The sequence below is a fragment of the Bacillus sp. SIMBA_074 genome, from assembly GCF_046534555.1.
In the GTDB taxonomy this organism is placed as follows: Bacteria; Bacillota; Bacilli; order Bacillales; family Bacillaceae_G; genus Bacillus_A; species Bacillus_A mycoides.
The window spans coordinates 192,512-215,792 of record NZ_JAWRYM010000001.1 but is presented as its reverse complement, the minus strand read 5'-3'; the positions used below and the strand labels follow the sequence as shown (position 1 = coordinate 215,792).

Genomic DNA, 23,281 nt, shown 5'->3' with positions numbered 1-23,281 from the left:
TACTTAGGGACATTTTTTTATGAATGCTTATAAATAACTTTTTAAAGTTATGTCAAAATGTTGTCTAATGAGTTCTCCATTATTCATATAAAACTCCCAAGCTGTATCTGGCTCACCGATAATTTCAAATGAACCTTCTGTAATATATAAAGCGCAATTATCTTCTAATGCAATACCTTCTATATTACCTTGGTGAGTTTGTAAAAACGTATGGAAGGCATTCATTCTATTTAATTGATTGTAATGGGGACAAAATCTTTTGTTAACAATACCCCAGCCACTACTTTCTATATAACCGGAACCTTCATAATCTGAACGAATGCTAGATGTGAACCAGCACATAGCACCGGCACTATATCCTGCAATAAGTGTTCCACGTTTTAAAGCAAATAGTAACTTTTCATCTAGTTTATGTTCTTTCCATTGTTCAAGCATGTGAACGTAATTTCCACCGCCAAGGTAAATTAAATCGGCAGAATGAATCATCTCATCTATTTCATATTTAGTAGGTGTTTCGGTTGAAATGCGTAAAATTTGAACCTCACAATGTAATTGCTTTTCAAATGTTGCTAAAAATAACTTTATATATCCTTCATCATCACGACTAGCTGTAGGAATGAATAATACTTTTGGGTATTGTTTATTCGTTAATTCTATAAGTCGTTCATTAATATGCAAGTGATTTGGATCTTGTAAATCACCGCCACCAATGACTGCTAATTTCATAGTAAAGCACCACCTAATAATATTTGTTATGTAAAAATTCGATAGTGGGGAGTTACATTCCTTCTGTGATTTAATGAATAAGGGGAAATAAAGTGAACAATATATTGAAATAGCATAAGGAGTCGATAGCTGTGGATAGAAAGGAATTAGAAGCAGTTTAGCCCGCTATTTGCGGGCAGTAAACTCCCGTCTCAAAATTCGATTGGAGCAAAGCAGTTAGGCGGGAGCCCTGCTGCCCGTAAACGCCCGATTGGTGTGGGCTAATAATCAATGGGGGATGAACACCCCCCATTGATTAAAGTTTCACTTTATTGATATATAATACTGGAAAATATTGTTTCAAAATATGGGAACAATATGTTTAAATGAATATAACGACGTACTAATGAATGTTGAAAGAGTATTTATATTTAAAAAGTACAGGGAATACCAAAAGTTTTACAAAAGTGTTTTTTACTTTTTATAGGAACTTATTTTATAATATAGTTAAATTATATTAATATATTTATTAGCGTAGACTAAAAAGAGGGAGCGTGAAAGAGTGGATTTTCGATTTGAGTTCGCAGCGAAGGTGAAAGAATATTTAGATGATGAAAAAGATGAAAAAATAATAAAAGATGGACACAGAGATATAATTTATAAATATTTATATCCGTTAGAGAGTGAAATTGGAATTTTTAAAAACCCTAACTTTACTTTTTTTGCATCAGGAAGACGTTCACATATAGTATTAGAAAATATTGAATTTAAAACAGAAGTAAACGTAGAAAGTAATATAATTGAAATTACAAAAATAGTGGATAATGTGGTGATTCCATTAGATACTATCGTAGCTAAAGATCGGGAATTATTTGCACTTGGGCGTAATGAGAAATTTAGTGTGCAAATATTAGAATATTATCTCTATGATACATTTGGAGAGAAGTTAGGTTTACAATGAATCGAACGTGGTACAGATAACTAATTAGTGGAGATTAGGATTCATTTAAGTATCAGTTAATATCATTTATGTTTGACCTTCTATATATTTTATACTACAATCTGTAGTGTGAAAGGGGCCATACGATGTTTACTCAAAACTACAAGTTAAATGAGCAAGGGTTAAATCACTTTTTCGGACCGCTTGAAGCGAAAATAATGGAAATTGTTTGGGCTACTGAGGGTATTACCATTAAAGATGTGCAACAGAGATTAAGTGAAGAATCCCCGGTGAATTTTAATACTGTAATGACAGTTATGAACAGATTAGTAGAGAAAGCACATTTAGAAAAGCATATTGTGAAAAGAAGTGGTATGTATCGTACTACACAAACGAAGGAAGAATTTTTATCTAATCAAACGAAGAAAATGACACAGGAATTAATGGGTGAATTTGGAGATCTTGTTGTGAACCATATGATAGATGAGTTAGAACAAGCTGATCCATCTTTAATAAAAAAATTAGAAGAGAAATTAAGTCGGCTAAAAAAAGAGGACCGATAAAATGAAGTGGCAAATGCGTAAAATCGTTTTGTTAGCAGTGACTATTAGTGTGCTTTTTTTAAGCATGTTAGTATACTACGTTACATACCCATTTCTTTTTCAAAATAAAGCATTTTTCCTTTCTCAATTTTGTTTATTTGAATTACAAAAACATATGAGGGAACTATCAATACTTCGTATAATGATAGCCGGATTACTGTTATTTACTGTAATCATTATGAGTAAAAGAATTTGGAAGCAATTTTTTTATAGTAAAAGATTGAAAAGAAATCTCGTGTCTATTACTAGAAAAGGAAAGCAAGTGTACGTATTATCAACGTTACAGATTACGGCATTTACAATTGGATTATTTCGACCGAAAATTGTCATTTCAGAAGGAATGTTTCAGGCATTTTCTGAGGAAGAAATTGATGCGATTGTATTACATGAGGAATATCATCAAAAAAATCGAGATCCATTAAAGTTATTTTTCTTTACATTGTTAGCTGAGGGAATGATGTATATTCCTATATTAAAAGGGATGTTGCAGCGTTATCATGTATATCAAGAGCTATCAGCAGATAAATATGCGATGCAAAAAATGAAATCTTCATTTGAGCTAGGTAGTGCATTATTAAAGTTAATTAAAATAAAGACGATGGAAAATCAATGTATTACAGCGTCGTTTGCGAAAACCGCAATTAATTTACGAATTGAGCAAGTGTTGAATGAGAAAGTTGTTAAGCTGAATATACCATTACATACAAATTCAGTATATGTAACGTTAGGGCTATTTTGTATGTCGATTGTACTTATTGTCGGAGAGTGCATATAGCCTCTTTTTTTAATAATTAACACTACGCATTGTAGTGTATTTAGGGGGAATAAAATGAATGCGGCGGATTTAACAATTTGGCTAGTAGTAGGGGCTGGGATACTTTCATTTATATCACCATGTTCTTTACCGCTATATCCATCTTATTTATCATATATTACAGGTGTGTCTATTCAAGATTTAAAAGAAAATCGTGGGATTATGCAAAAGTCAGCGATTATACATACAGTATTTTTTATGATCGGTTTCTCGGTTATATTTTATGCGTTAGGTTTATCGGTGAGTTGGATTGGGATTACTTTTTCATCTAATCAAAGATTGATTCAACAAATTGGTGGGGTTTTTATTGTTTTGATGGGGTTATTTATGACTGGATTGTTTCAGCCTAAGTGGCTTATGGCAGAGAAAAAAGTGCAGTATAGAAGTAAATCGACAGGATATATTCGCTCAGTTTTGGTCGGCATGACATATGCAGCAGGATGGACACCGTGTGTTGGTCCGATATTTTCTGCAGTGCTTATGCTCGGGGCGACCAATCCGGAAAGTGCGCTTCTTTATATTACGGCATATACTCTTGGCTTTGCAGTTCCGTTTTTCGTGATGGCATTTTTTATTGGAAAGGTAAAATGGATTGTTACTTATGCCAATGTCATGATGAAAATCGGCGGTGGAATGATGATTTTAACAGGGGTTTTATTATACACAAATCAAATGACGAAAATTACAGCGTTCTTTATTCGTCTATTCGGCCGATTTACGGGATTTTAGAAATGAGGAGGAAGAAAAGTGAAGAAACTAATTGCTATTATACTAGCTGGGGCACTAATTTGGGCCGGAGTTAACTTTTATAATACTAAGAAAGAAGAAAAAGAAAGAAAAGCGAAACAAGCGGAGTTACAAGAGAAGGAAGTATTACCACAAGTGGGATTTAAAGCGCCGAACATAACATTAAAAGGATTAGATGGGAAGCTTTATTCGTTAAATGATGCAAAGGGAAAACCATATGTTATTAATTTTTGGGCATCATGGTGTGGTCCATGTGAAATGGAGGCTCCTGATCTAGTTCGTTTGTATGATAAATATAAGGAGGATGTTGAAATCTTTGCGGTAAATGCAACAATCGGGGATCCAGTACAAGAAGCGAGCGCATTTGCAGATCGTCACGGATTTAAATTTCCTGTTCTATTAGATATGGACGGAGTAGCTGGAATAGATTATAAAGTATTTTCTTTACCAACGACATTTTTTGTTAATAAAGATGGAATTATTGTAGATCATGCACGAGGTGTATTACCTCCAGATCAATTAGAAGAGAAGTTTAAGAAAATAATTGAGAATTAAGAGGGGATTTCATAGTGATGGAGTGGATGGTGAGGTTACAACCCGTTTCTCTTATAATAGGAAGTTTATTTGGATTTACTCTAATGAAACTAAGGATGAAAAAGCAAAATATTCAATATGAAAAAATGATGGATGCAGTAACGAATGGCTTTCTTATCATTGTATTAGTATGGAAATTCGCACCGGCAATTTTAAATCCGGTATGGGCCATTGGGGCGCCAATGCCAGCATTATTAGCTGTAGGAAGTATTAAGCATATTATAGTAGGGTGCGTAATTGCGAGTATATATATTGTTTGGAAAAGTAAAAAAGAGCAATTTTCTCTTCGGATTTTACTTGATACATTACCTTTTGGATTTTGCGTGAGTATAATCTTTTATTTTATATTCCATCAAGAAGTAGGTGCACAAACGACACTGCCGTGGGGGATGAAAATATATGAATCAAAATTTTTGTATCATCCTATTTTCATGTATGAGATTATACTCGCACTCGGTATAATTGGCTCGTTATGGATTAAAAATGAAAGATTAGGAAATGGAAAGAATATAAGCTTTTTTCTAATTTGCGAGGGAATTGCTCATATCATTATTTCACTTATTAGTGAACAAAATTCGGTTTTAGTTGGTCTTTCAATACAGCAAATACTCAGTTTTTGTGTTATTAGTCTAGGGATTTTGTTCGTACCAAAAAAATAAAAGTAGCCATGCACGGAGAGCATCTATGCATGGCTATTTTTGTATCATCATATGAATTAAAAAATCGGCGGAGTAACAGAAAATAAAACAATCGCATTTTTCTCGAATTGATTTACCCATTTATGTTTTAAATAAGCTGGTATTTTTACGCTATCACCAGTTTCTAATGTGTATTCTTCTTCATTTAAGTGCAATGTGATTTTTCCGTCTAATACAAATGCTAATTCTTCACCTTTATGTTCTAGAACATTTTCTGATGAAGCAGTATTCGGTGGGATAGTCATAATTGCTGTTGCTAAATTTCCTGTGAAATCAGGTGATAACAATTCATATGATAAATTATCGATAATCATTTTTTTTCTTTTATGAGAACGTACAATTAAATCGTCTGTATTATTTTCTTCAAGTAAAAAACTAAATGTTGGAACATCAAGAGCTTTTGCAAGTACCTTTAATGTTTGAATAGAAGGGTTAGCAGAACCACGTTCAATTTGACTAAGCATTGATGGTGTGATTTCGGCCATCTTTGCTAATTCTTTACTAGTTAATCCTTTTTCTTTTCTTTGTTTTTCAATCTTTTTACCAATATCTATATTTTCCATAATAAATGCTCCTTAATAATTATTAAATTATATTTAAATAAATTAAATTTAAATTAACTAAAATTAATTATTTATGTTAAACTATATTAAAATTAATTTAATTATAATTTATTATATGGCTATCTACAAGGATATGAGGAGGAAGAGGAATGAAGGAGATAGAGGCATTAAAAGAGCAATATCCACTAGTAAATAACTTAATCGCAACAGAAGAAGTATTTTGGATAAACCCGAATATGGAAAAGTATGAAACAGCAATAAAAAATTCGCCACTTAATGAAGAACATGTAAAAGACGCGGAAGAGAGATTAAAGCGTTTTGCACCATATATTGCGAAAGTATTTCCTGAAACGAAGGAAACAGGCGGTATTATAGAATCACCTTTAGTGAAAATACCTTCTATGAAACAATCTTTAGAGAAAAGTTATGGGCAACCTATTTTAGGGGGATTACTATTAAAATGTGATAGCGGGCTTCCGATATCAGGATCAATAAAAGCTAGAGGCGGAATATACGAAGTGCTGAAACATGCAGAGCAACTGGCACTTCAGTATGGAATGTTAACAGGGAAAGATGATTATTCAATTTTAGATAGTGATAGATTTAGAGGTTTTTTTGCGAAGTATTCAATTGCAGTAGGTTCTACTGGCAATTTAGGGCTTAGCATCGGTATTATGAGTGCGAAATTAGGTTTTAATGTGACTGTTCATATGTCGGCAGACGCAAAAGAATGGAAAAAAGATTTATTAAGAAGTAAAGGTGTAAACGTTATTGAATATGAAGCTGATTATAGTAAAGCAGTAGAAGAAGGAAGACTGCAAGCAGATGCAGATCCTAGCTGTTATTTTGTTGATGATGAAAACTCACATGATTTATTTTTAGGATACGCAGTAGCAGCATCACGTTTACAAAAACAATTAGAAGAGTTAGAAATTGTAGTAGATGAAGAGCACCCTTTATTCGTTTATCTTCCGTGCGGGGTAGGTGGCGGGCCTGGCGGAGTAGCATTTGGTTTAAAGTTATTGTACAAAGACAATGTGCACTGTTTCTTTGCGGAGCCTACGCACTCTCCGTGTATGTTACTCGGTTTAATGACAGGGCTTCACGATAAAATTGCCGTTCAAGATATCGGGATTGACAATGTAACTGATGCGGATGGGCTTGCAGTAGGAAGACCATCTGGATTTGTCGGTAAAACGATGGAACCATTTTTGAGTGGAAATTATACAGTAAGTGATGAAGAGTTATATAGATTATTAAAAGAACTGGCTGATACTGAAAATATTTATTTAGAGCCTTCTGCATTAGCGGGTATGATAGGGCCGTTGAATGTATGTAAAGCTGAAAATGAGTATTTACAAAAACAACAGTTAACAGAGAAGGTGAAGAAAGGTACTCATATTGTGTGGGGAACTGGTGGGAGTATGGTTCCGGAAGACGTGATGAATGGGTATTATAAGAAAGGTTTGGAATTAACGTGTAAATAAAAATGAGGCTATTTACAGCCTCATTTTTTTCATGTACATAAAATTCTTTGTTATTTTCGCACTAGTTCTTTATAGTATAGATATAAAGGATTGCTAATATCGAATAAAAATAACAAAAAGCTTTATTTTACATAATAAGAGGATGTGTATACGATGTCATTACAGACTAAATATATAGCGGGTATTTCGCTTGGGGTTATGGGCGTAGGTTTTGCGGCTTCCATCCCTTTTCAAGGAACGGTAGCTGGGGAGATTATTCAAGGGGGATTTGAAGCTGGGTTAGTTGGTGGACTTGCAGATTGGTTTGCGGTTACAGCTTTATTCCGTCATCCGTTGGGAATTCCAATTCCACATACAGCATTATTACCTAAAAATCGGAAACGGGTAACAAAGGGTCTCGTTTCTACGTTAGAAAATGAATGGCTGACGAAAGAAAGTATTACAAGTAAAGTAAAAGAAATGCAGCTAGCACAAATGGTACTGCAAATTGCTGAGAAAGAGTTACAGTCTGACGCTGTGAAAAAAGGAATTGTAACAATTGCTGAGAAAGCGATTCTTCAAATAGATACAGAAAAATTAGCAGTTATTATTGAAAAAGAATTAAAAACGTATTTGCATACAATTAACACAAGTAACATATTACAAGTTCTCGTGGATCAATTAGTAGTGCAAGAATATGATGAAAAAACACTTGATTACATATTAGTAAAAGTGAAAGATTGGACGGCTCAAGATGAAGCACGTTATCAGCTCGGAAGCTTAGGTATGAAGGCGATGGAAAACATAAAAGTAGATGGATTCCTGCAGTTTACTTTGAAATCATTTATGAATATTGTAGATGAAGATAAAATCGGCGGCATTTTGCAGAAGTTTATCATTAGTAATATTAACAGCTTACAAGATGCAGATAATAGCACAAGACAACTTATATTAGCGAAAATTCGTCAAGAGATTATAAATGTAAAAGAAAATGAATCTTTATTACAGGAATTAGAGAAGTGGAAAGAAAAATGGATTGCAAATTGGGATGCTACAGACAAAATAAAAGAAATGCTAGAGCAAGTACAGAGTAGGGCAGTTACCTTTGTGAAGAATGAAGAATTTGCTGATAAATATGTTGTTCCATTCTTACAAACACAAATGAATAAAATAAAAGAAGACGAACTGACTGTTCAAAAAATAGAAGATTGGTTACAAAAACAAGTTGTTACTATTGTTGAAAAGAATCATTCGAAAATTGGAAAGCTTGTGCAAGAAAACCTTGATAAGTTAGATGATAAAACATTAATCGAAATGATTGAAAATAATGTCGGTAAAGATTTGCAGTGGATTCGTGTGAACGGGGCTGTTTGTGGTTTTATGATTGGATTAATTTTAGAAGGAATAAAAGCGATTATATGAGAAAAACCTTCCACAATTGTGGAAGGTTTCTTATTTTTCGATAACGCTCATATTTAAATTATAAGCTTTCTCAATATTTAATTTGTACGTTCCATTTCCTGTTTTTATCGAGTTTTTATACCAATGTTCTTGCCCATTTAATTCTGGATTTTCTTCTGAAGAATTATTTTCTTTTTTCGCTAAATCTTCTACTTGTTCCCAAGGTGTGTTTCCGTGAGTTTCTTTTTGATTTGTTACGGCTGTTAAAGAAACATCACTTTCTTTAGTTAAATGAACAGATACGTTTGAACTGTTTTGTACAAACCAATTATTTTGTAATTGACCTGGATAAAGAGATAGTTCGTTATTCGAAGCGCGGATCTCTACATTTTTATTTTGCGGAAGAACGAGTGTTTGTTTCATCTGTGGTGCGAAGTTAAAAAACGTATGCTGAACCGGTAATGGTTTTAACGTTATATACATCGTTTCTCCAGTCGTTTGAACTGAAAGAAAATCTTCTTGTTTTAAATTGGGTTTTTCATTTTCTTTTGTCGTCATTTCGTATGTTCCAAGAAGGCTAACTTCATTTGAGTTCCTTCCGTCTATCGTTAGAGGATGGTTGTCTGTACCTGTATCTACTACAATTTTATTAATAGATTCAGGAATGCTAAGTTTACTTTCTGGAATCGTGTTCGTTTGTCTAGTTGTATTAATGGCGTAGCGAACTTCATCTAGTAATCCAGTTGATAATAAACAATAAAAAGCAATTCCAACACTTCCTAAAACTCCGATAAAGAAAATACTAAAAATATCATATTTAATAAATGATTGTTCCTTCTTAGAAAATAGAAGGTATAGTAAAATTTCAGCGCCAAGTATGATAAGTAAAACAGGCCACCATGCTGTTAATGTATCCAATACTTGAGTGCCTTTCATAACTGAAAATAGTAAGAAACAACCTAATGTAATAATGGAAAGCCCCATTGAGAATGTTCCAACGCGCCATGTTCTCATTCGTTTGTACCACCTTTGTTTTCTTTATTTCCAAGTAACAATTTAAAGCCGCCACCAATTAAAAGGAGAGCAACGATAGATGTTTGGAAATAGCGATAATATAGTTCACTAATATGAATGTTAAATAGAGTTACAAAATAATCATTCAAAATAGGAAGGACTGTTTGGTCTAATAAATAATAACCACCGAGTGTAATTAAACCGATACCGATCCATCTTTGATGATTTATAAAATAGTCGATGATAGGTTCGTCATGTACGCGTTCTTTTCCGTATTTGGCTGTTTGCTGTAATGTGTCAAAAAAGCTATAAAACCAAATGATTGGTACTAAAAATAAAAACGCAGAGAGTCTTAATAAATCGAGTAAATAAATGGATAGTAAAAAGGCTGCCATAAGCTGAAGACCACGGCGTTGTAAGCCTAAATACATATGTCCTGCTCCAGGGAACATTGCTAAAATAGAAGCAAATGTTTTACTTTTCTTTCCTTGTTCTCGGTGCTCTTCAAAGTCTTCAAAAATAGTACGATCAACTAATTGCTCGCCACGTTCTTTTTTCTGTAGTTGCTGAACAACATCGAAGAAATTATAAATCCATAAAACAGGTAACGTAATAAGGAAGATAAGGAAACTTCCTTGAGATGTTAAGAGTGCAACGAATATAATCATACTTCCGACTCCTGTGCAAGCGACTAAAAATGTAAGTCCGCGTTGCATAAGTCCTAATTGAAAATGACCAAGCCCAGGAATGATTGATAGAAGAATGATATAAAATCGTTCGCTTTCTTTAGAGGACTCTGTAAATGCTCCGGCTGCTTGTTTTTTCGATTGATTAATAATAGTGATAACTAAATCTAATAAATTGATCGCCCATAACACGACTAGTAAAAATAGAGAAAGAAAAGCAATATCACGCGCTCCTAATGCTATTGTACAAAATGCTGCAAAGATAAATAGAAATAAAGCCCCTCCGCTATATAAAATAAATCGTCCGAATTTCTTTAAATATAAATGTCCAAGCCCAGGAATTAGCCCTAATACAAGTGCTAAAAAGGGATTTTTATTCATGCTTTGAACCTCCGTCCTTTTTTGATGTGTCTACCGATTTGTTTACAATTTGTTGTGAGATAGAAGACTCGTTATGTTTTGAAGATTTCTCGAAATTTGATGTCGCTGTGAAAATATACTGGAATAAACCACTTACCATAAAAATAATTGTAGCCGCAGTCGCAATTATGTAGTGAATAATTGTGCGCTTTAGTGAGTTTGTTTTTATATTTTCATTAGGCTGTAACGTTTCAAAATTAATTTGCGTCATAACTTCGTTCGTAAATGAATCATCATTTATCATTGGAAGGTTTTCGTGTTGTTCATCAATACTTTCCATATAAAGTGCTAAACAATGATCACATTCATAAAGGTGTTCTTCCATAGATTCACGTTCATTGCTTTCTAAAAAATCTAATGTATAATTGCGCCAATCTTCTTTTGAATAATGCATCATAGAAACTCTTCCTCCTTCCAATGTTTTTTAATCCATTTTCTTGCCCGATACAGTTTCATTTCGACTGTTTTCACTTCAATATTTTCTTGCAAAGCAATTTCTTGATAACTTTTTTCTTCTAAGTAATGTGCGAGAACGACGTCACGGTAATTGTCGGGAAGTTCTCGCAGTTTTTGAGCAATGAGTAATTTTTGCTCTTTCGTCAATAATAATGCCTCGATATTATGAGAGGATTTTATATTTTCCGCAGTTTCTTTACATAAGGAGAGTTCTTCGTTTTCTCTAGCTTTTTTTCTCTTATAATCAATAGCGTGATTGGTGGCAATACGTGCCATCCACGTTTTTAATCCGCGAAATTGATAATTTTGGAGAGAGGCGTGAATTTTTACGAATACTTCTTGTGTAACATCTTTAGCATCTTCTTCATGTCTTAAAATGGAAAAGATAACTTGAAAAATATAATGACGATATGTTTGTACAAGGATACGAAAAGCATGTTCGCTTCCTTGCTGTGCTTTTGCAACTAATTGTTTTTCCTCAATCGGTCTCTCCCTCCTTTTTGACGCATTCTATTATATAGACGTAAGAAATGATAAGTCACCCTACACATGTTATAAAAAAAGAATAATATATTTTTAGCAGGAGGGCTATATGAAAAAGGTGTGAAAAAATGGTAAAGAGAAGTATATAATGAGCAAAGAGGAAATGCTACATGGAGAAAGGATGTGAATGTTAGTAGGATAAGGTCCATACTAACAAACATGAAAATTAAAATATTAATAGCCGATGATAATTCTTTTATTAGAGAAGGTATGAAAATTATTTTAAATACATATGAAGAGTTTGAAGTATTAGATACCGTAAATGATGGAAAAGAAGCTGTAGCGTATTGTAAAAAGTATGAAGTTGATATTGCGCTTTTAGATGTTCGTATGCCAAACATGAACGGGGTAGAGGCGACGAAGTTAATTTGTGAAGAGACAAAAACGAAGCCTCTCATTTTAACGACGTTTGATGATGATGAATATATTTTGGATGCAGTAAAAAACGGAGCGAAAGGTTATTTATTAAAAAATAATGATCCGGAGCGGATTCGTGATGCGATAAAAGGAGTTTATAACGGTCAAACTGTTATGCAAGATGTAGTGCTTGATAAAATTAAGTCTAATTTAATGGAAAGTAAAGAGGAAGAATCTAAAATTGATAAGAGCCTTTTCACAGAAAGAGAGCTTAGTATTATCGCATTAATTGCGAAAGGTTTCTCAAATAAAGAAATTTCGAAGCAACTTTTCATATCTGAAGGAACGATTGCAAATTATATTACATCAGTTTTAGGGAAAACTGGACTAGAACATCGCACACAAATTGCGATTTATTACTTAACAGGGAAAGTAGATTAATGTTATGGAATTTTGGTTAACTGTAAGTAAACTTATTGTCTTTTTATATATAGTGTTTAGCTACATTCATTTAAATGTTACGAACTTACCGTGGATTATACTTACTTTGCTTTTATATCTTTCTGTCAATGTGTTGATCTCTATATTTAAAAAAGATACGTACAAAAACATATTAACTTGTGTGTCAATTGGCGTAGTTATGTTATTTACATGGAAGGTTCATCCGTTTTTTATTTTGTTTTTACCTTTGAACTTATATGAAATTGCAAATTATTACATAAAAAAGAAATGGTTAATCTTTTTCATTATGATTCTTCCTATTATTTTTATAGGTGAAGGTATTCAAATGACGTATGGACTGATTAGTGCATTTTGTTTTTTTTCCTTAACGATAGCTCATCGCTATATAGCACGATTATTAAAACTAGAAATGCAAAATGATAAAATGAGAAAAGACATACAAAGACTTACGAAAAGCTTAAATGAAAATAAAGATTACATAAGGCAATCTGAATACACATTTAAATTAGAGGAAAGAAATCGACTATCTCAAGAAATTCATGATAAAATCGGTCACTCAATGACAGGTGCACTAATTCAAATGGAAGCAGCAAAGAGGTTAATGGAAATAGATAAAGAAAAATCTGTGGAATTATTACAAAATGCCATTCATATTTCAAAAGATGGAATTGAAAGCATTCGGATTACATTAAAAAATATGAAGCCACCAACTGAGCAAATTGGTATTCATCGTATGAAATTATTCATAGAGGAATTTGCTGGTAAGCATGATATAAATATTCCATTCGTATATAAAGGGAACTTAGATATGATTTCACCAATTCAGTGGAAGATTATTGGTGAAAATGTTATGGAGGCACTAACAAACGCGATGAAATATGCTGATGCAACAGTCATTTCAATAGATATTCATGTACTGAACAAGATGGTGAAAGTACAAGTGAAGGATAATGGTAAAGGTGCAGCTCTTGTTAAGAAAGGCCTCGGTATTATGGGGATGGAGGAGCGAACAGCATCAGTAAACGGAAAAATTATTGTAGATGGAACAAGTGGTTTTTCAGTAACAATGTTATTGCCGATATAAGAGGATGAGACGAGGATGAATCATCTCATATGAAAAAAGTGAATAATCTCATGTGAAAAGAGTGAACTTCTGCACTGAGCAGGTTCATTCTTTTTGTTTATAATAAAAGCAGAGAAACCGAAATAGGGGTGAAATGATGAACACATTGGAAATTAAAAATTTAACGAAAAAATTTGGTGATTTCATCGCGGTAGATAATATGTCTTTATCTATTAAAGAAGGAGAAATATTTGGCTTTTTAGGTTCGAATGGTGCTGGTAAGAGTACAACGATTAATATGATTGCTGGTTTGTTAAGAAGTAATGAAGGTGAAATTAGCATATTAGGAAAAAATATAAAGAAACATAATCGATTTGCGAAAATGAATATTGGTATCGTTCCGCAAGATATTGCGATTTATGAAGAGTTAACTGCCTATGAAAATGTGAAATTCTTTGCTGGATTGTATGGATTACGAGGAGCCGAGCTAAAAGCGAGAGTAGAGGAAGCACTTCAATTTGTAGGCCTTAGTGATAAACATAAAAGTTACCCAAAAAACTTTTCTGGCGGGATGAAACGAAGACTGAATATCGCTTGTGCAATCGCACATAGACCGAAGTTAATTATTATGGATGAACCGACAGTTGGAATTGATCCGCAGTCAAGGAACTACATTCTTCAGTCTGTCCGAAAATTAAATGAAATGGGAAGTACGATTATTTATACGAGTCACTACATGGAAGAAGTAGAAGAGATTTGTACGAAAATAGCAATTGTCGATCACGGTAAAGTAATTGCAGAAGGAACGAAAGAACAGTTAAAAGCAATTATTACAGATACGAAAGATATTTGGATTGAAGTAAAGTCAGTAGAAAATTTAGATGTAGAAAATTTAAAAGAGATAAATGGTGTGAAAGCTGTTCAAATTGAAGAGAACGTAATCAAGGTAAACTCGGATGCAGGATTAAATAATTTAAATAAAATTATTCAGCATTTCATTAATCATGACATTGAAATTCGTTCGTTAGAGGAGCAGGCTCCAAACTTAGAAACAGTATTTCTTACGTTAACTGGAAGAAACTTACGAGATAAATAACGGTAAATGAAGAAAAGGTAAAGGGAGGTTCATCAATTGAACATCTTTAACATTGCAGTGATGCACATTAAAAGAGATTTCAGGGACGTAAGAACTTTAGTTTTTATGTTAGCATTTCCAATTGTACTTATGCTTGTGTTAGGAACAGCGTTAACGAATGCATTTAATAGCGATAGTCAATCGTTTAAGGATATACAAGTGCTATATAAAGATGAAGCAAGTAGCACGTTTTCTCAATCATTTGAAGCATTTACAAAAGAAGTTGATAAATCAGGTATTCATTTTAAAAAAGCTTCCGAAGGTATAGATGGGAAAGAAGAAGTGAAGCAAAATAAATATGCTGCTTATGTAGAGTTAAATAAAGATGGTGCAAAATTTTATGGAAGTGACAAAAGTAGTATTGAGGGAAGTATTGTGGAAGGCATGCTTACAACATTTGTTGATAAGTACAACGTAGTGGCCGAAGTTGCAAAAGTAGATCCGAGTAAGGTTAGCGCAGTTATTTCAAACGGAAATCATAATGATTATATTAAAGAAACATCTTTACAAGCTGCTAAAAAACCAGGTTCTATGGATTACTATGCGGTTGTAATGACGACGATGATTGCACTGTACGCTGCAATGGGGGCGAGTTTTTTAATTCGAGGAGAACGAATACGTAAAACAGGAGATCGTTTAATTGCAGCACCTATAAGTAAAGCTGAGATTTTCGTTGGGAAAGTGCTCGGTAGTCTTGTAGCGAATGCACTTTGTCTATTACTCGTCGTTTTATTTAGTAAATTTGTTTTTCAAGCGAATTGGGGCGACCATATTGGAATCATATTTATTATTTTACTAACAGAAGTCTTTCTAGCAATTAGCTTCGGTTTAGGAATCGGATTTATTACAAAAACAGGTGAGGCATCTAGAGCGATTATTATGGTTGTTGTGCAATTAGCTTCTATTTTTGGTGGTGCGTATTTCGTAGTGGAAGAAAATGTCGTTACGAATTTATCACCATTAACGTGGGCCAACACAGCCATTATGAAAATTATTTATGCAAATGACATAGGGGCGGCACTGCCAGTAATATTTTTAAACCTCGGAATTTCAGCACTCTTTTTATTAATTGCGATTATTGCATTACGTAGACGGGAGGGGCTATAGTATGAAAGATATTTTATGGCTCATACAAAAAACGTTATCTGTGCTTTTGAAAAATAAAAAGGGGTTACTCATTATTATTAGCTTGCCGATAATAGGAACGCTCATTTCCTTTTCGATATATGGGAATGTAGGGCAAGGAACGTTAAATATTGGGGTTATAAATAAAGAAAATCAACCTATCGCAAATGATACAGTGAAATTTTTAGAAGGACTCAATCATGTAAATGTTAGTAAAATTAAGGAATCTGAAGTGGAAGATAAACTCACTTCAAAAAAACTTGATGGTGTTATTACATTACAGTCTGGTTTTTCTGAAAGTGTTCGAGAAGGGAAACCGAGTCATATTGAGATTTCATCGATTAAAGGCGATCAAGTAACAGGATTTATAAAATCGTATTTATATAACTATGTTGATAACATCGCTGCGATTAGTAAAGTGGCAGGGGCCGATCAAAGTACGTTTAATAGTATGTACGCGGGTTATCAAAAAAGTTCATTTAAAGTAAAGTCTGAGACACTTGAAGATACTTCAAAAAATAAAGATATGACAAATCAAACGATGGGTTATCTTATTATGTTTATGTTATTTTCAGCAGTGAACTTATCAGGATTTATTTTAAAAGAAAAAGAGAACAGAACGTATTTTAGATTATTATCAACGCCGATTGACGGAAAGAAATTTATATTATCTAATGTCGCAGTAAATATGATGATATTAACAGTACAAATTGTAATTGCAGTATTCTTTATGACGAATGTTTTTCACACAACTATAAATATGCCTTTCATAGTTATGATTGGTGTGCTTATGATATTCGCTTTAATTGCAATTGGTTTATCGTTAGTCATTGTGTCTTTTTCAAAAAGTTCAACTGCTTCAAATGCAATGCAAAATATAGTAATAGTACCAACATGTTTACTTGCTGGATGTTATTTCCCGTACGACATTATGCCGAAAGCAGTACAAAAAGTAGCTGATTTCCTTCCGCAGCGTTGGTTACTAGATACGATTTCAAAACTACAGCAAGGCATTCCATTTTCTGAGTTGTATTTAAATATTTTAATTTTATTCGCTTTCGCGATAGCATTCTTCTTAATTGCTATTTATAAGTTTGGAAGAAATAATGATGCGAGGAACTTCATTTAATGAAAAGGTGTGGCGCAATGCCACACCTTTTTGTATTCGCAAATAAAAGTAAGAAAGACATTTCGTATGAAAAAATAATTTAATGAAACACTACGAAATAGTAAGTAATATGAGCGGAAGGAAATCAAAATGATTAAAAAAATATTGCGAGTTACTTCTATTATTATTGCTATTTTCGTTTTTATTTTAATTTGGATGCATATCGATGTTACTTTAGGCAGGAAAATGGAAGCTGGGAAAAATATGCCGACAGAGTATGCACCTCATTATAGTGACTTTCAATTATATGTAGAAGGGAAGTCGTTTTATAAACAGTTATTTACTGATATAAGGGAAGCGAAGCAATCTATTTACACTTATTTTTATATTTTATCGGATGATAAAAGTAGCCATACTTTTTTAAACTTATTAAAGGAGAAGGCGAAAGAAGGAGTAAACGTCTATTTATCAGTTGATCGCATTAATGATTTATCATTTGAAAGAAAGATGAAAAATGAATTGCGGGAAAGTGGTATACATTTTACATATAGTAGAAAACCTGAATTGCCATTCGGATTTTATTCACTTCACCATCGTAATCATCGTCGTATTACGACGATTGATGGGGAGATTGGCTATACGGGTGGCTTTAATATGGGGGATGAGTACTTAGGGAAAGATAAGCGATTTGGATATTGGCGTGACTATCATGTGCGGCTTAGAGGAGAAGGAGCAAAAGATTTAGAAGAGCAATTCGCTTTAGATTGGAAACGAGATACGAAAGAACATATAAAAAGAAGTACGAATAAAGCGAGTAAAGGGAATACATTACATACGATGGTTAGCTACAATGGACATCACGTCGTTGAAAAATATATAAAGTTAATAAAACAAGCGAAACATTCAATTGTAATTACAACACCTTATTTTATAGCGAAAAATAAAGAATTAATGAATGCTTTAATTGGAGCGCAAAAACGTGGTGTTACAGTAAAAATACTTTGGTCATATAAACCAGATATTCCTCTTATTAAAGAGGCAGCGTATCCTTATATTCGTCAAGCTGTTAATAACGGGATTACGGTATATGGTTATAAAAAAGGTATGTTTCATGGAAAGTTAATGCTGATTGACAATGAACTAACTGTTATCGGTACAACGAACATAACTGCACGAAGTTTCTATATAAATGATGAGATGAATTTGTATATTCATGGTGGATCTATCGTATCAGAAGTGAATGAGGCGTTAACACAAGATTTTCATGACTCGAAAGAAATGACGAAAGAGTTTTTTGAGAAGTTATCTTTTTGGGAGCGTTGTAAGGAGAAATTTGCGGGATTGGTTGATTTTTATTTATGATGATTTAACTGGAATACTGGAAATGTAGAATATAGTAAATAGAAAGCTGTATTGTTTATTCAAAAAGTTGAGAAGTAAGAAAGAACCTTCAAAAACAGAAGGTTCTTTCTTATTTTATAATTTATTATTGGTAGTTAAAAAATAGTCTGGTCTGGCGGGTGCCCCTCCGTCTTCATTTGCGCTTCGGTAAAAAATTCAATATGTAGTTAAATTAAAGTTAAACTAATGCCTCTATTTTGATTAAGAGTTCTAAGTGAGTTCTAGTTGAATGCTTAAAAAACTGTAGTTTCATAACTGAAATTTTCGATAAATCAAAATGAGTAACGTGATATAATTTTATTATAATTTTGAAACTAAAAGGGGTTTAAATGATGGGAAACTTTCAAAGTAATTTTCAAACGGCTACACAAATTGCTACACAAATGAAAAATGCATCGGATACAATTCAAGGTGCGACAAATCGTTCTATAACAAAGGCGAGCCGTACTACACTATCTGTTAATGCCCAGGCGCAAGAAGCGAATCAACAAATGCTAGATTTGACTAGACAATTTTGTGGGGCCTTTCAACAAGAAATTGATAATATTCATTTAGTAGCTAAGGATTTTGAAAGAATGGATAACGAACTACAAAAGACATTTCGCTAATGTGGAAACCTACGGTAAAGGGAGAAGGGTAGGGAGAATAAGATGAGTCAAGATATGGAAAAGCAAATAAATCAATTAAATCAAGAATTACGGATAGTATTTGAAAAAAAGGATCGAAATCAAGCAGAGATTCAAATTCAGAGACAAGTAGAAATGGACTTTCACGAATTAAGAAGTCGAAATAATCGCTTATTCAATAGGATTTTAGAAACATGGCATAGTGATAAAGAAGTTTCTAATTTTTTTATGAATAAGCTCCAAGATTCGCAACATATTGAGCGGAAATTAACATTTGAATTGGAAAATCAAAAAGAAACATTACTTAAAGAAAGACGCGATCTTATCGATTTAGAAACCGACCTTACCTATCGGCAGCAGCGATTAAAAAGGGAGGATAAAGCATGAGTTTAAATATGTATTTAGGGGAAGTACAAAATCAGACCCAAAGCATGAATGCTGTATGTGTCGCTACTATCCAAGCTATGGAGCAAGCAATCCAATCAATTGATACCTTTGCAACTGATACAGTTTTACAAGGGCAAACATATAGTAGTGCAAAAATATTTTTTGTCCAAACTTTTCGTCCTTTAGCACAAGGTATCATTTATTTATGTGAAGAATTAATTCGTCAAAATGATGCGTTTCCAGGCGATTTTCAATCACAAGTTGCTTCCACAGATGTCATCGAACAAGAAATAAGAGAGCAAATTCAAGAAATTAATCGAATGGTCGCAAGTATAGAAGCGATTAGTATTGCTACAGTATTGCCTGGAATAGATGCTATGGTTATTGTTTTAGTGGAGATGAGAAAAAAACTGCAAGAAAAATTAGAACATCTATATGAATTTAACTATACGTCTAGTAATAACTACAACACAGCTCTTCAACTAGTGGCTAGCATTACTGCCGGCCTTGCTGAAGTCCAAAGCGGGAAAGGATTTAGTCCTGTAAGTGGTACGTTTAGTACACAAGGGTTAAATATGGATTGGACCGTTTCGATTCAAGAAATTGCTGATGAAAGAAAACGTCAAGTTGATAATCTTTTAAAGAAAGGATCAATGGAAGAGGGAGCTGTGTGCAAGAAACCTCCCGAAAAATCTATATCTGAAAAAATTATAGATGGTATTTTAGAAGGTACGGGTCAAGCTGTTGAAGATACAATAGATGGTGTTGTGGCACTTGGTAAATGGGAAACGTGGGAGAACATGGGATACGCTGTTACTCATTTAAATGAAACCTTACCTGCTATGTGGAACACATTGTCAGATTCATTTATTAATGATGTAATAAATGGAGACGCTGAAAGTCGTGCTAAGTGGGGAAGTTATGCTTTTACACAAATTGGACTTGGACTTATTGGTGATAAAGGATTAAGTAAAGTAAGTAAATTGGGGCAAATGGGCAATGTAACTACATTAACAAAAGGTTTATCCCATGTTACAAATAATTTGCAAATGGGAGACCGTCTGGCTATTGCAGGTATGGGTTCTATGAAAATTGAAATACCTACAATGAAAGATTATTTGGTTAAAGCAAGTAGTCCAAATAACGGAATGAATATAAAGCTAGGAAATGCAAAAAGACCAGGGGGATATCAAAAAGGAGATATCGATGAACATGGTTATTTAAGTCCGGCGGTTAATCGTGCTCCAGGAAATAAAAATATAGCTGCTGATAATCGAATACAATCACATCATCCTATACAAAATGAATGGGCTAAAAGATGGGCTATTAAGGGTGGATTTGATTATAACGAAAAGAAAGCTCAAGCAATACTTTTACCATCAAGTTCTGGTTTACCTCATGCGAAAATTTCTGCTATGCAAAGAAAGCGAAGAAGGCTTGAAGGATATGATACTGATATAAATTATGAATTTAATGTAAGCTATAGAGAAATGATTGAGGCAGGAGTTGATCAGAAAACTGCAAGAAAAGTATTGGTAGATGCTTATAAATATTTTGATAGTTTGGGAGGTTTTGTGAAAAAATGATAAATTTATCTAATGTTTCTGGTTTAATAAAAAATAAGCCAGCAAATGATATTAAAATTCAAGAAATAGAAGATGTAATGAAAGTTGAATTACCAAATGTACATAAAGATTTATTGAAATATACAAATGGTTTTTCTATAGGTGGAGGATTAATAATTTATGGTACTGATGATATTATAGAACGAAATGAGACTTGGGAAGTAACAGAATATGCAAATGGTTATGTTGCTATTGGTGATGATGGTAGTGGCAATGTTTTTTTAATGTCGCAAGGTGCAGATGTACGAGAAGTAAGGGCTGTTGATTCTGGTGATATGAATCCAAATCATGCCACTGTAGTTACATTAGATTTTATTGATTGGGTAAATACGGGGTGTTTGAATCAAAAAATACAGAAAATAAAAGAAGAAATCCCTGATACGTGTAATATAGTGTTAATAGAAATTCCTAATGGAGGATTAAAAGATTTAGTAAAGATAAAAAGTGTACTAGCACTTGATATTTCAACAGGGGAACTATTAAAAGGATCGAAAAACCTTCCTTTTACATTAGTAAAAGGAGCTCCATATGGTAAAGCAAAAAAAATAATTGAAAAATTAGGATCTATTGGTTTAGCACTAAATACAATACCAATGGATAAAAATAATTAATGTTAAATATAATTTGAAATTCATTTTTAATTGCCTGATATTAATTTAATGATTTATTAAAAACGAACTAACATTTTAAAGGTTAGTTTGTTTTTTATTTTTTTACAAGAATTAAATAAGGAATGTGAACCCAAACAGTGTTACATGGAATAGGAAGAGATTTATTAGAAGGTAATTTACGATTAAATGAACCCAAGAAATAACTATATAAATGGTAATAATAAAGGAGAATATATATGAAGATTTGGCAATTAAAAAGCTCGACTGATGATTATGAAACCTTTCAATTATTGAACTATGAAGAGGATAAAAAATATTTTAAAACTAGTTTTAACTCTATGGTGAGTTTGTCAGATTCATGGACGCCTAAGTTTATTGAGGTAACAGATGAAGGGAAATCAAGCGATTCCCCTATTTTTTGGGGAAAGTCTGGTGTACAAATAATTAGTGAAAAAGCCAAGAATTTTTTAGAACCTATAGTAGGAGATAATATTGAATTTTTACCATTAATTCATAAACAAACAAACAAAAAATACTATGCTATGCATGTTTTAAGGGTGTTGGAAGCACTTGATACTAATAAAACAATCTTTGATAAGTTAAGTTCAGGTTTAATAATAGGATGTAAAAAATTTGTATTTATTCCTTATGTTGTCCAGCACGAACCAGTTTTTAAATTGAATATAAATGGGAAGGTACATCCTAACTATCTTTTAGTATCAGATCAATTCAAAAATGCAATTTTAGAGAGTGAATTAAAAGGTTTTCAATTTACTGAAGTGTGGGATTCAGAAGAGGGTGCGTAAAGAAATCTAATTTAATTAGATTATTAATGGGAATCCATATCTAAGAGAGTAAAAAATAAAAAGCTTATGCACTTGTATAAGCTTTTTATTATGAATAAGTATAGAAAGGGATGGTAATTCATATTCAAGATATATTTTAGAATCACAAAGTAAATAGTAGTAAACGATTTTTTGTTACGTAACATTCTAGTTTACTTTAGAAGATAAAAGAATAGTTAAGGGGAATAAGCATGAAAATATGGGTATTAAAGAGCGTGTTAGATAACTTTGAATCTTTCCAGTTGTTAAATTTTGAGGGGGACCATAAAAAATATATTGATGGAAAAATAAATTCAATAACTCATTTAGCAAATTTATGGGGCAATATATTGATAGAGTGTGTAGAAGGAGGTAATTATAGTGATTTCCCTAAATTTTGGGGAGGAATTGGTGCACCAATGATTAGTGAAAAAGCCAAGAGAGTACTTGAACCTTTAATAGGTGAAAATGTTGAATTCTTACCACTTTTACGCAATTCAACTAGTGAGGTATATTATTTGGTCCACGTGTTGAATGTACTAGATGCAATTGATGGAGATAAAGCAATCTTTAAAAAAATGATTACAGGCCTTATAGTAGGTTGTGAAAAGTTCGCATTTGATTTTAATATAGTTCAAAATGAAGTGATTTTTAAGGTTTACATAAATGGAAAAATTCATCCTACGGCTGTTTTTATTTCGGACGAGTTAAAGGTTCTTATTGAACAAAGTAATTTAAAAGGTTTTGAATTTATTGAAGTGTGGGATTCGGAAGAGCTTTCGTAAAGGAATTTAATAAAAGTACATCAGATTAATGATGTTAATTAATACCCAAGAGAGTAATAAATAAAATATAAGAAGCTTATGTATTTGCATAAGCTGTTTATTATGAATAAGTAAGGTTTCAGA

General features: G+C 32.8%; 26 protein-coding genes. 20 read left to right on the top strand and 6 right to left on the bottom strand.

Translation table 11 applies throughout. From position 1 onward, the window contains the following. Positions 1 to 27 precede the first annotated feature (27 nt). Positions 28 to 726 carry a peptidase E gene (locus SB773_RS01045; protein WP_002031081.1) on the bottom strand — a complete coding sequence of 233 codons (699 nt, stop codon included), beginning with the start codon at positions 724 to 726 and terminating at the stop codon, positions 28 to 30. A gap of 541 nt (positions 727 to 1,267) precedes the next feature. Between SB773_RS01045 and SB773_RS01040 the strand changes: the two genes are divergently transcribed. The 6 genes from SB773_RS01040 to SB773_RS01015 all read left to right on the top strand — a co-directional run bounded on the left by SB773_RS01040 (position 1,268) and on the right by SB773_RS01015 (position 5,061). Then, positions 1,268 to 1,666 carry a DUF3942 family protein gene (locus SB773_RS01040; RefSeq protein ID WP_002031084.1) on the top strand — a complete coding sequence of 133 codons (399 nt, stop codon included), beginning with the start codon at positions 1,268 to 1,270 and terminating at the stop codon, positions 1,664 to 1,666. A 125-nt stretch (positions 1,667 to 1,791) separates the two neighbouring features. After that, a complete protein-coding gene (locus SB773_RS01035; protein ID WP_002031086.1) occupies positions 1,792 to 2,208 on the top strand; it encodes a BlaI/MecI/CopY family transcriptional regulator in 417 nt (138 codons plus the stop codon). A gap of 1 nt (position 2,209) precedes the next feature. Next, a complete protein-coding gene (locus SB773_RS01030) occupies positions 2,210 to 3,022 on the top strand; it encodes a M56 family metallopeptidase (RefSeq protein ID WP_002126694.1) in 813 nt (270 codons plus the stop codon). A 54-nt stretch (positions 3,023 to 3,076) separates the two neighbouring features. Further along, entirely contained in the window at positions 3,077 to 3,790 is a 714-nt protein-coding gene (gene ccdA, locus SB773_RS01025) for a cytochrome c-type biogenesis protein CcdA (RefSeq protein ID WP_410588190.1), read from the top strand. 18 nt (positions 3,791 to 3,808) lie between these two features. Further along, complete coding sequence (locus SB773_RS01020) at positions 3,809 to 4,363, top strand: TlpA family protein disulfide reductase (protein ID WP_002031090.1); 555 nt, start codon at positions 3,809 to 3,811, stop codon at positions 4,361 to 4,363. 14 nt (positions 4,364 to 4,377) lie between these two features. Further along, positions 4,378 to 5,061 (top strand): prolipoprotein diacylglyceryl transferase family protein, encoded by a 684-nt coding sequence (locus SB773_RS01015; RefSeq protein ID WP_410588188.1) that lies wholly within the window; start codon positions 4,378 to 4,380, stop codon positions 5,059 to 5,061. Between the two features lie 56 nt (positions 5,062 to 5,117). Here SB773_RS01015 and SB773_RS01010 read toward each other — a convergent pair whose 3' ends face one another. Then, a complete protein-coding gene (locus SB773_RS01010) occupies positions 5,118 to 5,663 on the bottom strand; it encodes a helix-turn-helix domain-containing protein (protein ID WP_002012259.1) in 546 nt (181 codons plus the stop codon). Between the two features lie 149 nt (positions 5,664 to 5,812). Here SB773_RS01010 and dsdA point away from each other — a divergent pair, with 149 nt between their 5' ends. Together dsdA and SB773_RS01000 are read left to right on the top strand one after the other, a co-directional pair. Then, complete coding sequence (gene dsdA, locus SB773_RS01005; protein ID WP_050000190.1) at positions 5,813 to 7,150, top strand: D-serine ammonia-lyase; 1,338 nt, start codon at positions 5,813 to 5,815, stop codon at positions 7,148 to 7,150. A gap of 153 nt (positions 7,151 to 7,303) precedes the next feature. Continuing rightward, positions 7,304 to 8,551 (top strand): DUF445 domain-containing protein, encoded by a 1,248-nt coding sequence (locus SB773_RS01000; RefSeq protein ID WP_002086386.1) that lies wholly within the window; start codon positions 7,304 to 7,306, stop codon positions 8,549 to 8,551. Between the two features lie 30 nt (positions 8,552 to 8,581). Here SB773_RS01000 and exsE read toward each other — a convergent pair whose 3' ends face one another. The 4 genes from exsE to SB773_RS00980 are packed head-to-tail and all read right to left on the bottom strand — an operon-like array spanning position 8,582 to position 11,532. Further along, complete coding sequence (gene exsE / locus SB773_RS00995) at positions 8,582 to 9,544, bottom strand: exosporium protein ExsE (protein WP_410588185.1); 963 nt, start codon at positions 9,542 to 9,544, stop codon at positions 8,582 to 8,584. After that, complete coding sequence (locus SB773_RS00990; RefSeq protein ID WP_410588183.1) at positions 9,541 to 10,611, bottom strand: hypothetical protein; 1,071 nt, start codon at positions 10,609 to 10,611, stop codon at positions 9,541 to 9,543. The genes exsE and SB773_RS00990 overlap by 4 nt, the downstream gene beginning before the upstream one ends. Beyond that, complete coding sequence (locus SB773_RS00985) at positions 10,604 to 11,047, bottom strand: hypothetical protein (RefSeq protein WP_016092882.1); 444 nt, start codon at positions 11,045 to 11,047, stop codon at positions 10,604 to 10,606. Before SB773_RS00985 ends, SB773_RS00990 begins: the two co-directional genes overlap by 8 nt. Beyond that, positions 11,044 to 11,532 carry an RNA polymerase sigma factor gene (locus SB773_RS00980; protein ID WP_080029293.1) on the bottom strand — a complete coding sequence of 163 codons (489 nt, stop codon included), beginning with the start codon at positions 11,530 to 11,532 and terminating at the stop codon, positions 11,044 to 11,046. The genes SB773_RS00985 and SB773_RS00980 overlap by 4 nt, the downstream gene beginning before the upstream one ends. A gap of 276 nt (positions 11,533 to 11,808) precedes the next feature. Here SB773_RS00980 and SB773_RS00975 point away from each other — a divergent pair, with 276 nt between their 5' ends. From SB773_RS00975 to SB773_RS00920, 12 genes are all read left to right on the top strand, one after another. After that, the gene (locus SB773_RS00975) at positions 11,809 to 12,447 is read left to right on the top strand and encodes a response regulator transcription factor (protein ID WP_002012250.1); all 639 of its coding nucleotides are present in this window, start codon (positions 11,809 to 11,811) and stop codon (positions 12,445 to 12,447) included. Between the two features lie 4 nt (positions 12,448 to 12,451). Beyond that, a complete protein-coding gene (locus SB773_RS00970) occupies positions 12,452 to 13,552 on the top strand; it encodes a sensor histidine kinase (RefSeq protein WP_016119985.1) in 1,101 nt (366 codons plus the stop codon). A 136-nt stretch (positions 13,553 to 13,688) separates the two neighbouring features. Further along, positions 13,689 to 14,627, top strand: coding sequence for an ABC transporter ATP-binding protein (locus SB773_RS00965; protein ID WP_002086377.1), 939 nt, complete (start codon positions 13,689 to 13,691; stop codon positions 14,625 to 14,627). Between the two features lie 36 nt (positions 14,628 to 14,663). Further along, a complete protein-coding gene (locus SB773_RS00960; protein WP_002126711.1) occupies positions 14,664 to 15,773 on the top strand; it encodes an ABC transporter permease in 1,110 nt (369 codons plus the stop codon). A 1-nt stretch (position 15,774) separates the two neighbouring features. Continuing rightward, entirely contained in the window at positions 15,775 to 16,920 is a 1,146-nt protein-coding gene (locus SB773_RS00955; RefSeq protein ID WP_002086373.1) for an ABC transporter permease, read from the top strand. 129 nt (positions 16,921 to 17,049) lie between these two features. Further along, a complete protein-coding gene (gene cls, locus SB773_RS00950) occupies positions 17,050 to 18,261 on the top strand; it encodes a cardiolipin synthase (RefSeq protein ID WP_410588179.1) in 1,212 nt (403 codons plus the stop codon). Between the two features lie 368 nt (positions 18,262 to 18,629). Further along, on the top strand, positions 18,630 to 18,908 hold the full coding sequence (locus SB773_RS00945) for a TIGR04197 family type VII secretion effector (protein WP_088265847.1): 279 nt from the start codon (positions 18,630 to 18,632) through the stop codon (positions 18,906 to 18,908). A 42-nt stretch (positions 18,909 to 18,950) separates the two neighbouring features. After that, positions 18,951 to 19,313, top strand: coding sequence for a DUF3958 family protein (locus SB773_RS00940; protein WP_033729660.1), 363 nt, complete (start codon positions 18,951 to 18,953; stop codon positions 19,311 to 19,313). Then, positions 19,310 to 20,899, top strand: coding sequence for a T7SS effector LXG polymorphic toxin (locus tag SB773_RS00935; protein WP_410588176.1), 1,590 nt, complete (start codon positions 19,310 to 19,312; stop codon positions 20,897 to 20,899). The genes SB773_RS00940 and SB773_RS00935 overlap by 4 nt, the downstream gene beginning before the upstream one ends. Beyond that, positions 20,896 to 21,549: an SMI1/KNR4 family protein gene (locus SB773_RS00930; protein WP_078205669.1), complete on the top strand. Its 654-nt coding sequence runs from the start codon at positions 20,896 to 20,898 to the stop codon at positions 21,547 to 21,549. Before SB773_RS00935 ends, SB773_RS00930 begins: the two co-directional genes overlap by 4 nt. A 236-nt stretch (positions 21,550 to 21,785) precedes the next feature. After that, positions 21,786 to 22,355: an imm11 family protein gene (locus SB773_RS00925; RefSeq protein ID WP_410588174.1), complete on the top strand. Its 570-nt coding sequence runs from the start codon at positions 21,786 to 21,788 to the stop codon at positions 22,353 to 22,355. A gap of 230 nt (positions 22,356 to 22,585) precedes the next feature. After that, the gene (locus SB773_RS00920; protein WP_341099182.1) at positions 22,586 to 23,158 is read left to right on the top strand and encodes an imm11 family protein; all 573 of its coding nucleotides are present in this window, start codon (positions 22,586 to 22,588) and stop codon (positions 23,156 to 23,158) included. Positions 23,159 to 23,281 lie beyond the last annotated feature (123 nt).

Coding starts and splice junctions, on each gene's coding strand:
- SB773_RS01045 (WP_002031081.1), bottom strand. CDS start 726: ATGAAATTAGCAGTCATTGGTGGCGGTGATTTACAAGATCCAAATCAC.
- SB773_RS01035 (WP_002031086.1), top strand. CDS start 1,792: ATGTTTACTCAAAACTACAAGTTAAATGAGCAAGGGTTAAATCACTTT.
- SB773_RS01030 (WP_002126694.1), top strand. CDS start 2,210: ATGAAGTGGCAAATGCGTAAAATCGTTTTGTTAGCAGTGACTATTAGT.
- ccdA (WP_410588190.1), top strand. CDS start 3,077: ATGAATGCGGCGGATTTAACAATTTGGCTAGTAGTAGGGGCTGGGATA.
- SB773_RS01010 (WP_002012259.1), bottom strand. CDS start 5,663: ATGGAAAATATAGATATTGGTAAAAAGATTGAAAAACAAAGAAAAGAA.
- dsdA (WP_050000190.1), top strand. CDS start 5,813: ATGAAGGAGATAGAGGCATTAAAAGAGCAATATCCACTAGTAAATAAC.
- SB773_RS01000 (WP_002086386.1), top strand. CDS start 7,304: ATGTCATTACAGACTAAATATATAGCGGGTATTTCGCTTGGGGTTATG.
- exsE (WP_410588185.1), bottom strand. CDS start 9,544: ATGAGAACATGGCGCGTTGGAACATTCTCAATGGGGCTTTCCATTATT.
- SB773_RS00990 (WP_410588183.1), bottom strand. CDS start 10,611: ATGAATAAAAATCCCTTTTTAGCACTTGTATTAGGGCTAATTCCTGGG.
- SB773_RS00985 (WP_016092882.1), bottom strand. CDS start 11,047: ATGATGCATTATTCAAAAGAAGATTGGCGCAATTATACATTAGATTTT.
- SB773_RS00975 (WP_002012250.1), top strand. CDS start 11,809: ATGAAAATTAAAATATTAATAGCCGATGATAATTCTTTTATTAGAGAA.
- SB773_RS00970 (WP_016119985.1), top strand. CDS start 12,452: ATGGAATTTTGGTTAACTGTAAGTAAACTTATTGTCTTTTTATATATA.
- SB773_RS00965 (WP_002086377.1), top strand. CDS start 13,689: ATGAACACATTGGAAATTAAAAATTTAACGAAAAAATTTGGTGATTTC.
- SB773_RS00955 (WP_002086373.1), top strand. CDS start 15,775: ATGAAAGATATTTTATGGCTCATACAAAAAACGTTATCTGTGCTTTTG.
- cls (WP_410588179.1), top strand. CDS start 17,050: ATGATTAAAAAAATATTGCGAGTTACTTCTATTATTATTGCTATTTTC.
- SB773_RS00945 (WP_088265847.1), top strand. CDS start 18,630: ATGATGGGAAACTTTCAAAGTAATTTTCAAACGGCTACACAAATTGCT.
- SB773_RS00940 (WP_033729660.1), top strand. CDS start 18,951: ATGAGTCAAGATATGGAAAAGCAAATAAATCAATTAAATCAAGAATTA.
- SB773_RS00935 (WP_410588176.1), top strand. CDS start 19,310: ATGAGTTTAAATATGTATTTAGGGGAAGTACAAAATCAGACCCAAAGC.
- SB773_RS00930 (WP_078205669.1), top strand. CDS start 20,896: ATGATAAATTTATCTAATGTTTCTGGTTTAATAAAAAATAAGCCAGCA.
- SB773_RS00925 (WP_410588174.1), top strand. CDS start 21,786: ATGAAGATTTGGCAATTAAAAAGCTCGACTGATGATTATGAAACCTTT.
- SB773_RS00920 (WP_341099182.1), top strand. CDS start 22,586: ATGAAAATATGGGTATTAAAGAGCGTGTTAGATAACTTTGAATCTTTC.